We start from the raw sequence: 13,314 nt of genomic DNA on the forward strand, positions 1-13,314 counted from the left end.
GAGAAAATGCCCGCACTTTTTTTGCGGATGCCGACATGACTGCCCTGAAGAACGACCGTTTCCTTCGTGCCCTGCTCAAGCAACCCGTGGACGTCACCCCTGTGTGGATGATGCGCCAGGCCGGTCGCTACCTGCCGGAATACCGCGCCAGTCGCGCCAATGCCGGTGACTTCATGAGCCTGTGCATGAACCCGGAGTTCGCCTGCGAAGTCACGATGCAGCCGTTGGACCGCTACCCGCAACTGGACGCGGCGATCCTGTTCTCCGACATCCTCACCATTCCTGATGCCATGGGTCAGGGCCTGTACTTCGAAACCGGCGAAGGCCCACGTTTCAAGAAGGTCGTCAGCACCCTGGCCGACATCGAAGCCCTGCCGATCCCTGATCCGCACAAAGACCTTGGCTACGTGATGGACGCCGTCAGCACCATCCGCCGCGAGCTCAACGGCCGCGTGCCGCTGATCGGTTTCTCCGGCAGCCCCTGGACCCTGGCCACCTATATGGTCGAAGGCGGTTCGTCGAAAGACTTCCGCAAGACCAAGGCCATGCTCTACGACAACCCGCAAGCCATGCACCTGCTGCTGGACAAGCTGGCACAGTCGGTCACCTCCTACCTCAACGGCCAGATCATGGCCGGCGCGCAGGCGGTGCAGATCTTCGATACGTGGGGCGGTAACCTGTCGGCGGCGGCGTACCAGGAGTTCTCCCTGGCCTATATGCGCAAGATCGTCAGCGGCCTGATCCGCGAACACGAAGGCCGCAAAGTGCCGGTGATCATGTTCACCAAGGGCGGCGGCCTGTGGCTGGAAAGCATCGCCGACGCCGGTGCCGACGCCCTCGGGCTGGACTGGACCTGCGACCTCGGTGAAGCCCGCCAGCGCGTCGGCAACCGTGTCGCGTTGCAAGGCAACATGGACCCGACCGTGCTCTACGCCAAGCCGGAAGCGATCCGCGCTGAAGTCGGCCGCATCCTGGCCAGCTACGGCAAGGGCAGCGGGCACGTGTTCAACCTCGGCCATGGCATCACGCCGGAAGTGAACCCGGAGCATGCGGGTGCGTTCTTGCGTGCGGTGCATGAACTGTCTGCGCAATACCACCAGTAAACATCCCGCCTGACACGAGCCCTCCTTTGCCTGCAAAGGGGGGCTCGTTGCGTTTCAGCCGTCGTTCAGCACTGTCTGGGTAATCTCGGTTCTTTAGGATTTCTCCTACAGTCTAGGTAGTGCGCCTCGGTAAAAATCCTACCCGACTCTTCCACTCGCCATTGATTGGCGTTGCTTGTCAGGTGATTTCGAGATGAAGACTTCCCCCTATTCAACGATCCAGAAGCTCCTGCACTGGATATCGGCCGTCATTATTCTGTGGGCGCTGCTGTCAGGCTTTGTTGTGGCGATGTTTACCGTGCCCGCCCCGGTCAAGGCGTGGGTCGGCTTTTTCAACGTGTCGTTGACCAGCCTGTACATCCCGGTCTTTGTCATGCGGCTGTATTGCTCGTTTGGCCACGGCCTGGATTTTTCCATCAAACGTACGCCGCAGGAGTACCTGGCGCTGCTGGTGCACAAGGCCATGTACCTGATGCTGGCGGTGGTACTGGCCACGGGCGTGCTGATGATGGACCGGCCGATCAACGTATTTAACCTGTTCACCATCGCCCCGTTCGAAAGTGACCCGGCGGCCATTGTCTGGTACACCCGCGTGCATGTGCTGTCGTGTGTGGGGTTGTTGCTGATGCTGGTCGCACATATTGGTGCGGTGGTGCTGCATGAAACGCGTGGTAAGCGGGTGATGGCGCGGATGTCGTTTGATAAGACAGCCGCTGCCGTACGTAGGGATCAGGATGTCAGAATCTGTTCAGCGAATCGTGCAACGACGTGATCGAAGGCTTGCTGATCAGCGAGTGCTGTTTCGCGCAGCGCCTTAGTCAGGGTTTTGAAGTCCTCATCGGTGGCCTGCGCTACAAAATCCGGGGCAAAAACACGCTTAATGGCACTCTGGCGTCGGTTGTTCAGGTAGGCGATGTCCAAAGCCAGGACTTCGATCATTTTTGCTGCTGGCGAATCATCGGTGTTGGTTGCTTGTATTTCTCCGGTCAATAAGTAGCGAAAGCGCTCCTCGCAGCCTTCCTCCATCGGTGATATGTGCTCGGCTTCGTCAAACCAGTCGCCTTTGACATGTCCGCAATGCAGTGGGGAGCCACGTTTGGTTTCCCTGATGCAGGATGCGTGAAGATTCTGGTACTCCAGCTCCAGCTCTTCAAAATGTTCTTGCGGTCGGAAGTGTTCGATATGGCTGGATGTGGCATCAATTTCTCTGCCGCAGTAGCAGCAGAAAAAACCTTGCTCTCGTAGCAGGCTTTCATGCAGATCGCGTTTTTCCGGGTTTTGAAGGGTTGGGTAAGTAGGTGCCCATTCCTCGTTGATACTGGCTTTCCACTGGGTAAATGAAGCAGGCTCAGATCCTTTGAACACTTGTTTCATTTTCCCAGGATCTCCTTGCGGCGGATCAATGCCTGTGCACCTGCGAACTCGGGGAGGTCCGGCGCTTTCTTCTTGAGTGATTGGAGTTGCGCCTTGGCTTTGTCCAGATCGTTGTCTTCGATGGTGTTGAATAGTTCGCTTAGAAGCGCCTCTATTTCGGGCTCGCGCTCGGATACGCCCATGACTTCTTCCAGTACCTGACTTGAATCTAGCCCATAGGACACGCGCGGGTGTGAGACATCACCGTTGCTCAAAAGCATGATTTCGTCTGGTTTTAGACCGCCAATGATCTGAGGCGAATGGCTGGCCGCAATAAACTGTACTTTTGGAAATGCAGCTCTCAGTGCCGGTACCACAATGCGTTGCCATGCTGGATGAAGATGTATGTCCAACTCATCAATGATGACCACGCCTGAAGTTTTCTTGAGCACGTTCTTACCCATATGGGGGTTAAGAATGCACATGCGTCGGGCTATATCGGCGAACAGTGCAACCATGCCTCGTTGGCCATCGCTCAAGTCGCCAAAAGGAAAGCTGTTATTGTCGAAATCGACGATCAAGCTGCGTGAAGCAAGGTCGTACTGCATGCCTTGGCAGTTGGGTAGGGCACACTTTATTGCTTCATTGACCCATGTAAGTTCGTCGTTAAAACCATTTTTCGGATGCCCGGATTTAGATACTTGTTGAAGTTGCTCCAGGGTCTTTCCGATAAACCAACTTTCGAAGTCAGTGAGGTTTGTTGCTGCGTCAAACCAGTCTTTGTAACCGTCGAAGCGTGAGACCTTGTGTGTTGCTGCGAACTCGGCAGAGACGTTTGATGCTGTCCAGCGGCGGCCAGCTCGATAAAACGCCAAGACTTGCAGGTCCAGATCGCTCTTTGAACTGATTTCGTTAATTGTTTTAGCTATCTCTATCTCGAACTCTATATCTGCGAGTGGCGGTGTGCCCTTGCGGGAGATGAAAAACTCCCAATGAGTGGCGCCGAATACATCGCCACTTGCCTTCAGAACCAGCGGAAAGCACCGCTCAAACCTGCTGTGTCCTTCATAGGCATTTATCACGAATCGGACTTCATCTCCTGCCCCTGCAAAGGAGTGGTGCCCTGTCGATGAAGCAAAATCTGAAAAACTGGTTGCCACCGCCTGCAACAACGAAGTCTTGCCACTCCCATTAACCCCCACCACTAGGTTAAACCCCGGCTGGAAGTCAAAAGTGGCATCTTCATAGCAACGAAAATTCTGAATGTGAAGCTGGTCCAGGCGCATTCTGGCTTTCCTTTACCAAGACTGACGAATGCCGTCAGTGTACCTTGGCCCGTCAGAACCGCCAGAGGCGCAGGTGTTACGTGCTTTTTGCGTCTTGCAACGGCGGCAACTTCGCCAACTTCAACGCCACCAGCAACGCCCCCACCAACAACGCCACGATAAACCCGCCAATCCCATTCCACTCGGCGTAATGCCAGAAGAACCCACCCGCCGTCCCCGCCACACTCGATCCCGCGTAATAGCAGAACAGGTACAGCGATGAGGCCTGCCCCTTGGCCTTCACCGCGCGGCGGCCGATCCAGCTGCTGGCCACCGAGTGGGCGCCGAAGAAGCCGAAGGTGAAGATCAGCATGCCCGGTACGATCAGCCACAACGGGGTGAACAGGGTCAGGAGCATGCCGCTGAGCATCAGCACGATGGTGGCCCACAGCACGCGGCGGCGGCCGAGGCGGTCGGCCAGGGAGCCGATTTTCGCCGAACTGTAGATGCCCGACAGGTACACCAGCGACAGCAGGCCGACCACGGCCTGGCTCAAGTCGTAGGGATCGGCCAACAGGCGATAGCCGATGTAGTTGAACATCGTCACGAATGCGCCCATCAGCAGAAACGCTTCAAGAAACAGCCACGGCAGGCCCGCGTCCTTGAAGTGCATGACGAACCCATCCAGCAGGCTGCGCGGCCTGAGGCTGCTGGCGCGGAAGTTGCGCGATTCGGGAAGGATCTTCCAGAACACCGTGGCGGCGATCAGCGCCAGGGCGCCGATGATCAGCATCGCGGTGTGCCAGCTGACGAAATCGATCAGCACGCCAATGATCAGGCGCCCGCTCATGCCGCCAATCGCGTTGCCACCGATGTATAAGCCCATGGCCAGGCCGATGTGCTGCGGGTGGATCTCTTCGCTCAGGTAGGTCATCGCCACGGCGGCCAGGCCGCTCAGGGACAAACCCACCAACGCGCGCATCAAGAGAATCCCTTCCCACGTCGGCATCAGGCCGCTGGCAATCGTCGCCGTTGCTGCGCAGAACAGCGCGGCGACCATCACCGGCTTGCGCCCCAGGGTGTCGGAGATCGGTCCGGTGATCAGCAAGCCCAGGGCCAGCATCGCGGTGGACACCGACAGGATCAGGCTGCTCTGCGCTGCATTGATCGAGAACTCATGGGACAGCGCCGGCATCATCGGCTGCACGCAATACAGCAGGGCAAACGTGGCAAAACCGCCGGAGAACAGCGCCAGTACCGTGCGCATGAACATCGGCGTGCCTTTTTCGATGTACGCGTCATTGAGCTGGGCCACCACCTCATCCAGGGCAGTGGGTGGCACTTCTTGAGCGAGTGGAGCGACAGCAGAATTCACGGGGACCTCGGGGAGGGAAAGCGTGCCAGGACCGGCCATGCAAAAAAGAATATAGCTGGCTAATGATTCTTTCCAATATATTATTCGACCTGTTTGAGAGCTTTTACGACCTAATGAGGCTGGCATGGAATTACGACATCTGCGGTACTTCATCGCCGTCGCCGAAGAACTGCATTTCGGCCGCGCCGCGCAGGTGCTGGGCATCTCGCAACCGCCGCTGAGCCAGCAGATCCAGGCACTGGAGCAGGAGGTCGGCGCGCGGTTGTTCGAGCGTACCAATCGTCGGGTCGAGCTGAGCGAGGCTGGCCGCTTGTTCCTGCACGAGGCGCGATTGGTGTTGGCCCAGGTCGACAAGGCCGCCGATGTGGCCAGGCGTGCGCAATTGGGTGAACTGGGTGAATTGAAGATCGGCTTCACCTCGTCGGCGCCGTTCAACGCAAGCATTCCCCAGGCGATTTTTGCCTTCCGCCAGGCGTTCCCGGCGGTGCATCTGAACCTGCAGGAAATGAGCAGTACCCAAGTGGCCGAGTCACTGGTGGACGAGTCGATCCAGGTCGGCTTGATGCGCCCGCTGCCGTTGCCGGACTCCCTGAGTGTGATCGAGTTGATGCGCGAACCGCTGGTGGCCGTACTGAGCGCCGGTCACCCCTTGGCGCAAGGCAGCGAGCGCGGCTTGCACCTGGCGCAGTTGGCCGAGGAACCCTTCGTGTTTTTCCCACGCAGTTACGGCAGCGGTCTCTATGCGCAGTTGCTGAACCTGTGCCGTGACGCCGGCTTCAGCCCGCACTTTGCCCAGGAGGCAGGGGAGGCGATGACCATCATCGGCCTGGTGGCGGCCGGGTTGGGAGTGTCGGTGCTGCCAGCGTCGTACCAGCGTATCCGGATTGATGGCGTGGTCTATCGCACCTTGCTGGATGAGGAGGCGGTGACATCGGTGTGGCTGGTGCAGCGCAAGGGCGTGCAAACGCCGATGGCAGCGGCGTTTGTGGAGTTGTTGACGCGCAAGGCGTCGGTGTAGGCGCGGTCACATATCAGGTAACGCAAGCGACTTAGTGATTCGCGAGAAAGTTGCGCAGAATCGCTTTTTCTCAAGTGAGTGATATGGATGACACTTCTCTACCAGCCCAAGGAGGGCAGCGTGTTGATTTGTGATTTTCGCGGCTATGAAGTCCCGGAAATCATCAAGATTCGGCCCGTTATTGTGATACGCAGGCACCGAACCAATAAGCTGCTGGTAACGGTAGTGCCGCTGAGTACTACCGCTCCACAGACGGTATTGGAGCACCACTTACAACTCGACAGTCATCTTCACGGCGCCAATCCGATCTGTTGGGCAAAATGCGACATTGTGGCGACCGTGAGTTTGGGCCGGCTGGACCGAATAAAAAGCAAAGATCGTCATGGCAAACGAACTTACAAAATCGCTGAGCTCACCAGTGAGCAGTTTCACGCGATAAAAGCGGCGGTGCGCAGTGCACTTGGGTTGCGATGAGCTTGGCGCTGGGCGAGCGGCTTTTTGCCACTGATTGCAGGCGAGCTGCTTTCAGGCATACTGCCCACGTTCCCGAAAGGGGCTTGTGAGACTCTGAGGATCCTGGGCAACCAGCCATCGCAGAGCCAGGCAGGACGAGGCGATGACAAGCCAACCTGTTTGTGAAGAGGGCGCCGAAAGGCGCCCTTTGTCGTTTCTGGATGTGGCGCGGGAGCGGTCTCAGTGTTATTTGGTCGTGCCCGTCTGTTCAAACAACTGCGCCGCCGAGCCCGACTCGCTCACGCCGTTGCTGCGCAGCCCGGCCATGATGTCGCTGTCCAGGTTGTTCACCCAACGGTTGTAGTTGCGATGGATCTTGCCGTCCTTGTAGCCCAGGGCGCGGCTGTCGCGGTAGGTGATGGCGTAGCTGTTGCGGGTGTAGCGGATGTCGACGGCCGCGTAGTACTGGTTGCGGACGGTGATCTCGGCCTGCACCAGTTGTGGGCTCAGGCGTTGTACCGTCCAATCGCGTTTTTGCAGGGCGCTGAGGATGACCTGCTTGATTTTTTCTTCGCCGACCTGGGCGTCGGCCGGCAGTTCGTGCTGGGTGTTGAGCACCGGCTTGCTGGTGCAACCGGCGGTGGTCAACAGGGCGAGGGTGATCAGGGTGGCGCGTAGCAAGGAAGACATTCCGTATTCTCCAATCGATTAAAAAGTCAGGACCAGCGGCGGAAGATCAGCGACGTGTTGACGCCGCCAAAGGCAAAGTTGTTGTTCATCACGTAGTCGTGCTGCATCTCGCGGAACTCGCCTTGCAGGTAATCGAGCTCACCGCATTGCGGGTCCACCACGTCCAGGTTGAAGGTGTGCACGTACTGGTTGCGGTTCATCATCTCGATGCTGAACCACGACTCCAGCGCGCCGCACGCGCCCAAGGTGTGGCCGAGAAAACTTTTCTGCGAACTGATGGGCATGCGGCTGCCGAACAAGGCGTGGGTGGCCAGGGTCTCGGCGACGTCACCTTGGTCGGTGGCGGTGCCGTGGCCGTTGACGTAGCCGATGGCCGCCGGCTCCAAACCTGCATCCTCAAGCGCCAGCTCCATGGCGCGGCGCATGGTTTTCTGTTCCGGGCGCGTGGTGTGCTGGCCGTCGGCGTTGCTGCCGAAACCGACCAGTTCCGCGTGGATATGGGCACCGCGCGCCAGCGCATGTTCCAGTTCTTCGAGCACCAGCATGCCGCCGCCTTCGCCGATCACCAGGCCATCGCGGCCGCTGTCGTAGGGGCGTGGGCTGGTCTGCGGCGCATCGTTTTTCAGGCTGGTGGCGTAAAGCGCATCAAACACCATGGCTTCGGTGGGGCACAGTTCCTCGGCGCCACCGGCGAGCATCAACGGCAGGCGGCCGAACTTGATCGCCTCGTAGGCATACCCGATGCCCTGGCTGCCGCTGGTGCAGGCGCTGGACGTGGGGATCAGCCGCCCGGTCAGGCCAAAGAAGATGCTGATATTCGCCGCCGTGGTGTGCGGCATCATGCGTACGTAGGAGTTGGCATTCAGGCCCTCGGCCACCGAGTTCAGCAGCATATTGCCGAATGCCTTGATCTCGTCGGTGCTGCCGGTGGACGAACCGCAGGCCACGCCCATGCGCCCATCCTTGATCGACTCGTCACCCAGCAAACCGGCGTCCTGCAACGCCTGCTCCGCCGCCCACACCGCAAAGCGCGAGACACGGCCCATGCTGCGCAGTTGCTTGCGCGTCCAGTGGGCGGGCACGACAAAATCGTCGATCGGCCCGGCCAGGCGCGTGTTCAATTCGGTGAAACGGTCCCACTCATCCATGCGCCGGATGCCGCTGCGGTTGGCGCGGAAGTTGGCCGAGATGGTCGCCCAATCGCTGCCCAGGGAAGTCATGCCGGCCATGCCGGTCACTACTACGCGTTTCATCAGCACAGGCCTCCGTTCACGGCCAGGACCTGGCGGGTGATATAACCGGCCTCGGCCGACATCAGGAAATTCACCGCACCGGCGACCTCTTCCGGGGTGCCCATGCGCTGTGCCGGGATCATCTTCATCAACTCTTCCACCGGCACGTTTTCATCCAGCATCGCTGTGTCGATCAGGCCCGGTGCGACGCAGTTGACGGTGATCTTGCGCTTGCCCAACTCGATGGCCAACGCTTTGGCGGCCCCGATCAGGCCGGCTTTGGAGGCGCTGTAGTTGACCTGGCCACGGTTGCCGATCAGCCCGGAAACCGAAGTGATGCAGACGATGCGTCCAGCGGCGCGGCGGCGGATCATCGGCATCATTACCGGGTGCAGCACGTTGTAGAAACCGTCGAGGTTGGTACGTAGCACCACGTCCCAATCGTCTTCCGACAAGGCCGGGAACGCGCCGTCGCGAGTCAGGCCGGCGTTGAGCACCACGCCGTAATAGGCGCCGTGTGTCTCAACGTCCGCTTCAAGGATTGCCTTGCAGGCCGCGCGGTCCGCCACATCGAATTGCAGCACCCGCGCCTTGCGGCCCAGGGCTTGGACCTCGACCTGCACCGCGTCGGCTTCGGCACGGCCACTGCGGCAGTGCAGCACGATGTCGTGGCCGGCCTGGGCCAGGCGCAAGGCAATGGCGCGGCCGATACCACGGCTGGAGCCGGTGACCAGTACGGATTCAGTCATGGCGTTACGTCCTTCGATTCATCTAAATAGTTGGCCGCCTGGGGCGGTCGAAATACATTCAAGCGCGCACTGGCCTGGATCCCGTCACCAGTGAGGTGGCATTCGAACACACCCATGCCGTTGTCGTCTTCCAGGGAGCGTATGCCGTGGATCTTCAGCTCGGCGCCCGCCGGGAAGTGCTCCACGTTGCACTCGAACTTGCGTGTGCCGAGCAGGAAGCCCAGTTCCACCGCTTCGCCGTTCTGGCGCGCGCGGCAGCCGGCATAGGCGGCGACGCTTTGCGCCATCAGCTCGATGCCGACCCAGGCCGGCAGGCTGCCGTCCGGGCGGTTGAACAGGCCGCCGGGGGTGACGGTGAGGCGGGTGTGAATCTGCTCTTCATCGAACGACAGCACCTGATCGATCAGGATCATGTCGCCGGCATGGGGCAGCAGTTCGGCGAGTGGCCAAGGGGTCATGGGGCCTCTCCGATAATCAGGCTGACGTTGTTGCCGCCGAAGGCAAACGAATTGCTCATCAGGCGGGGTTTTTCCAGGGTTTCGCCCAGGTGCGCCCACTTCAGGGCGGGCAGCGCCGGATCGGGCTGGCCGTCCCAGAGGTGCGGCGGCAGTTGGCCGTGGGTCAGGCTCAGCCAGCAGAATGCCGCTTCCAGCGCTCCGGCGGCCCCCAGGGTGTGGCCGCTCATGGGTTTGGTCGACGAGCAGGGCACGCCGCCGGGGAACAGGTTGGCCACGGCCAGGCTCTCCATGGCGTCGTTGTGCTGGGTGGCGGTGCCGTGCAGGTTCAGGTAGCCGATCTGCTCAGGCGTCAGTTGCGCGCTGGCGAGGGCCTTGCGCATCGATTGCAACGCGCCCTTGCCGCTGGGCTCGGGGGCGGAGATATGGTGTGCATCGCAACTCGCGCCGCTGCCCAGCAGGGCAATCGGCGCCGGTTCTTTACTCATCACGAACAGCACCGCGGCTTCGCCGATATTGATGCCGTTGCGGTTCACCGAAAACGGGTTGCAGCGCTCGTTCGACACCGCTTCCAGCGAACTGAAGCCGTTGAGCGTCAGCTTGCACAAGCTGTCGACGCCACCGCAGATCACGGCGTCGCACACGCCCAGGTCCAACAGGCGTTGGGCACTCATCAACGCGCGGGCGCTGGAGGTGCAGGCAGTCGAGATCACATAGGCCGGGCCGCTCAGTTGCAGCCAGTCGGCAAGGAAATTCGCCGGGGCGCTGAGTTCCTGTTGCTGGTAATCGTAGTCGCCGGGGAACTGGTGTTCGCGCAGGTAATGGGCGATGCCGCGACTGGCCTCGTCGATGCCCGAGGTGCTGGTGCCGAGCACAACGCCGACCCGCGACGGGCCATAGGTGTGGATTGCCTGGCGAATCTCGCCCTCGATCTGCAATGCCGCCTCCAGCAACAGCTGGTTATTGCGGCTGCTCTGCTGGCCCAATTCCAGCGGGATGGCTGCCAGTTCGCCGTGCACGCTGCCCACCGGCAACACGCGTTCGGGCACCCAGCCGCTTTCGGCGCGCATGCCCGAACAGTCACCGGCAAACAGGCTGCGGCTGACTTCGGCCTGGCCACGGCCGAGGGCGCAGATCACGCCGAGGGCATTCAGGTAGGCGGTCATTGGGCGGCTCCGAGCGGGGTGATGCGGTAGCTCAACGGCTGCCCGCTGATGTTCACGCTGAACACCTCGGACGACTGGTAGATGATCTGCCAATGCCCCGGCAGTGTGCGCGTCAGGTCCATGGCCTGGGCGCTGGGGTACAGCGTGCGCACCTCATCCGCCGAAGCCAGGGCAAACAGCAATGCGGCAAACAGCTCGCGGGCCTGGGGATTGGGCGGCAGCAGGCCGTCGGCCTGCCATTGGCCATCGACCAGTTTTTGTCGGGCCTGGGGAATGCCCAGCGGGTCCATCATCGACCAGCGGATGCCAGCGCCTTCGCGCTGGATCACCAACAGCCAGTCCTGGCTCTGGCCGTCGGCCAGGCGCTGCACATGCAATTGCAACGGCAACGCCAGGGCCGGGGTTTTCTCCGGCAGCGGCAGCTGGCTGGCGCAGGCGCTCAGCAGCAACAGGCAACCGATCAGCAACAGACGCATCATGGGGCGGTGCTCGCCAATGGTTTGCGGGCCACACAGTTGACCAGGGTTTCTTCGCGCTGCCCCACCGGCGGCGCCTTGCGCAGGCCCCAGCGTTCGAGCAGGCCGAAATCGCTGGAACGGCTCCACCACAGATACGGGTACGAGACGTTCTGCGGACCGAATTCAAAACCCTGCTCGCGGAGCATCTCCAAGTATTGCTCGGCGCTTTTCTGCACATGCATCGGGTGGCGGAACAGCCAGCGGATCACCCAGGTGTCGATATAGGCTTCGGTGGACTCGGCAAACAGCAGATAACCGCCCGGCTTGAGCACGCGGTAGAACTCTTTCAGCGCGCGGTGCTGCTCGACCAGGTGGTGGAAGGTCTGGTGGCAGAACAGGATGTCGACGCTTGCGTCCGGCACATCGAGGGTGGCGCAGTCGCTGCCGATCAACTCGACGGACAGGCCCTGGCGCGCCGCTTCGGCTTGGCTCAGTGCGAGGCTGTGAGGGTCGGCATCCAGGCCGATCAGGCGCTGCGGCGCAAACACCTGCTGCAAGTACTGGAACGACTTGCCCTGGCCGCAGCCGGCGTCGAGCAACACCGGCGCGGGCGGCAACGGGTCGCTGAACAGGCTGCGCAGGTCGTTGATCGCCACGCGCAACACGTGGTGCTGCCAGGTGTGGCTGCGCAGGAACCAGAAGCCGAACTTGGTTTCTTCGACGTAGTTTTTACTCAGGTACTGACTGCTCATACCGGCTCACTCGCACAGATTTCCGACAACATCCGCAGGCGCCGCTTGGGCTCGCTGACAAACGGGTTACGCTCATCCCACGCGTAGCCGGCGAGGATCGAGCAGATCATCCGGCGGATCTCCGGCGAGCTGTCCGGATGATAGATCACGTCCTGGAAAGTCCCGGCGTACCAGCCTTCGACATAGCAGCGGAAGGTGTCGACACCGCGCTTCAATGGCTCGGCGAATTCGGTTTGCCAGTCCACCGCCTCGCCCTTCAATTGGCGATGCAACAGGCCGGCAGCCATGCTCGCCGAACGCATGGCGATGGTCACCCCGGAGGAGAACACCGGGTCGAGGAACTCCGCCGCATTGCCCAGCAGCGCGAAGCCCGGGCCGTGCAGGGTCTTGACGTTGGCCGAGTAGCCGCCGATGGTGCGCGCCGGCGTATCCCACACGGCGTTGTGCAGCACGGTGGACAGGCTTGGGGTTTCGTCGATGAACCCGCGCAGGCATGCGTCGAGGTCGCTGTCGCGGCCGTCGAAATGCTCCTTGGCCGCGACCACGCCCACCGAGCAGCGGCCGTTGCTGAACGGGATGCTCCAGAACCAGATGTCACGCTGGGTCGGGTGGGTGGTGATGAGGATTTTGGTGCGGTCGAAACCGGGGTGTTCGATGCGGTCTTCGATATGGGTGAACACCGCCTGGCGCACCGGGAAATCCGACGGTGCTTCCAGGTCCAGCAGGCGCGGCAGCACGCGGCCGTAGCCGCTGGCGTCGAGCACGAACTTGGCCTTGAGGTGGTACTCGCTGCCGTTCTCGCGGCGCACGTGCAGGTAGTGGGTCTCGCCTTTGAAATCGACGCCGACGATGGTTTCGCCGTAGCGGATGTCCACGCCTTGCAGCGCTGCCTGATCGGCCAGCAACTTGTCGAACTCGCCGCGCTGCACCTGGAAGGTGGTCGGCTTGCCGTGGCTGAACGTATCGCTGAAATCAAATGCGCTATAGCGCTCGCCCCAGGCGAACGCGGCGCCGGTTTTTACCTGGAACCCGGCGGCCTGCACGGCGTCGAGCATGCCGGCTTCTTCGATGAAATCGATGCAGTGCGACAGCAGGCTTTCGCCGATCGAGAACCGTGGGAAATGCTGGCGCTCGATGATCAATACATCATGCCCTTTGCGCTTTAGCAGCGCGGCGGCGATGGCCCCGGACGGACCGGCACCGATCACCACCACCTGGCGACGTTCCATTTCAACTATGGGCACG

Annotated in this window: 15 protein-coding genes; 4 read left to right on the forward strand and 11 right to left on the reverse strand. The window is 61.0% G+C overall.

Annotated features, from left to right (window positions below; genetic code table 11):
* Positions 1-35 precede the first annotated feature (35 nt).
* On the forward strand, positions 36-1,103 hold the full coding sequence (gene hemE, locus AC3ISR_RS02070; RefSeq protein WP_192298336.1) for a uroporphyrinogen decarboxylase: 1,068 nt from the start codon (positions 36-38) through the stop codon (positions 1,101-1,103).
* A 193-nt stretch (positions 1,104-1,296) separates the two neighbouring features.
* Complete coding sequence (locus tag AC3ISR_RS02075; protein ID WP_305391918.1) at positions 1,297-1,875, forward strand: cytochrome b/b6 domain-containing protein; 579 nt, start codon at positions 1,297-1,299, stop codon at positions 1,873-1,875.
* On the opposite strand, the gene AC3ISR_RS02080 is transcribed toward AC3ISR_RS02075, so the two are convergent.
* From AC3ISR_RS02080 to AC3ISR_RS02090, 3 genes are all read right to left on the reverse strand, one after another.
* Positions 1,833-2,477: a retron system putative HNH endonuclease gene (locus AC3ISR_RS02080; RefSeq protein WP_463983848.1), complete on the reverse strand. Its 645-nt coding sequence runs from the start codon at positions 2,475-2,477 to the stop codon at positions 1,833-1,835. The genes AC3ISR_RS02075 and AC3ISR_RS02080 overlap by 43 nt on opposite strands.
* Positions 2,474-3,742: an AAA family ATPase gene (locus tag AC3ISR_RS02085; RefSeq protein WP_463983849.1), complete on the reverse strand. Its 1,269-nt coding sequence runs from the start codon at positions 3,740-3,742 to the stop codon at positions 2,474-2,476. Before AC3ISR_RS02085 ends, AC3ISR_RS02080 begins: the two co-directional genes overlap by 4 nt.
* 76 nt (positions 3,743-3,818) lie before the next feature.
* Complete coding sequence (locus AC3ISR_RS02090) at positions 3,819-5,063, reverse strand: MFS transporter (protein ID WP_463983868.1); 1,245 nt, start codon at positions 5,061-5,063, stop codon at positions 3,819-3,821.
* Between the two features lie 157 nt (positions 5,064-5,220).
* Between AC3ISR_RS02090 and AC3ISR_RS02095 the strand changes: the two genes are divergently transcribed.
* Positions 5,221-6,114, forward strand: a complete 894-nt coding sequence (locus tag AC3ISR_RS02095; RefSeq protein ID WP_463983850.1) for a LysR family transcriptional regulator — start codon at positions 5,221-5,223, stop codon at positions 6,112-6,114.
* An 87-nt stretch (positions 6,115-6,201) separates the two neighbouring features.
* Positions 6,202-6,588, forward strand: coding sequence for a type II toxin-antitoxin system PemK/MazF family toxin (locus tag AC3ISR_RS02100; protein WP_192298332.1), 387 nt, complete (start codon positions 6,202-6,204; stop codon positions 6,586-6,588).
* A gap of 225 nt (positions 6,589-6,813) precedes the next feature.
* Here AC3ISR_RS02100 and AC3ISR_RS02105 read toward each other — a convergent pair whose 3' ends face one another.
* From AC3ISR_RS02105 to AC3ISR_RS02140, 8 genes are read right to left on the reverse strand one after another with little or no spacing between them, the layout of a single operon-like run.
* Complete coding sequence (locus AC3ISR_RS02105; protein ID WP_192298331.1) at positions 6,814-7,257, reverse strand: hypothetical protein; 444 nt, start codon at positions 7,255-7,257, stop codon at positions 6,814-6,816.
* 26 nt (positions 7,258-7,283) lie between these two features.
* On the reverse strand, positions 7,284-8,510 hold the full coding sequence (locus tag AC3ISR_RS02110; protein WP_463983851.1) for a beta-ketoacyl-ACP synthase: 1,227 nt from the start codon (positions 8,508-8,510) through the stop codon (positions 7,284-7,286).
* Positions 8,510-9,238 carry a 3-oxoacyl-ACP reductase FabG gene (gene fabG, locus AC3ISR_RS02115; RefSeq protein ID WP_226455547.1) on the reverse strand — a complete coding sequence of 243 codons (729 nt, stop codon included), beginning with the start codon at positions 9,236-9,238 and terminating at the stop codon, positions 8,510-8,512. The genes AC3ISR_RS02110 and fabG overlap by 1 nt, the downstream gene beginning before the upstream one ends.
* The gene (locus tag AC3ISR_RS02120) at positions 9,235-9,696 is read right to left on the reverse strand and encodes a hotdog family protein (protein ID WP_192298328.1); all 462 of its coding nucleotides are present in this window, start codon (positions 9,694-9,696) and stop codon (positions 9,235-9,237) included. The genes fabG and AC3ISR_RS02120 overlap by 4 nt, the downstream gene beginning before the upstream one ends.
* A complete protein-coding gene (locus AC3ISR_RS02125) occupies positions 9,693-10,859 on the reverse strand; it encodes a beta-ketoacyl-[acyl-carrier-protein] synthase family protein (RefSeq protein WP_192298327.1) in 1,167 nt (388 codons plus the stop codon). Before AC3ISR_RS02125 ends, AC3ISR_RS02120 begins: the two co-directional genes overlap by 4 nt.
* Positions 10,856-11,338: a hypothetical protein gene (locus AC3ISR_RS02130; protein WP_192298326.1), complete on the reverse strand. Its 483-nt coding sequence runs from the start codon at positions 11,336-11,338 to the stop codon at positions 10,856-10,858. Before AC3ISR_RS02130 ends, AC3ISR_RS02125 begins: the two co-directional genes overlap by 4 nt.
* Complete coding sequence (locus tag AC3ISR_RS02135; RefSeq protein ID WP_463983853.1) at positions 11,335-12,069, reverse strand: class I SAM-dependent methyltransferase; 735 nt, start codon at positions 12,067-12,069, stop codon at positions 11,335-11,337. The genes AC3ISR_RS02130 and AC3ISR_RS02135 overlap by 4 nt, the downstream gene beginning before the upstream one ends.
* Positions 12,066-13,313 carry an NAD(P)/FAD-dependent oxidoreductase gene (locus tag AC3ISR_RS02140; protein WP_318652592.1) on the reverse strand — a complete coding sequence of 416 codons (1,248 nt, stop codon included), beginning with the start codon at positions 13,311-13,313 and terminating at the stop codon, positions 12,066-12,068. Before AC3ISR_RS02140 ends, AC3ISR_RS02135 begins: the two co-directional genes overlap by 4 nt.
* Between the last annotated feature and the right edge of the window lies 1 nt (position 13,314).

The sequence above is a fragment of the Pseudomonas sp. GL_117 genome (assembly GCF_057835125.1).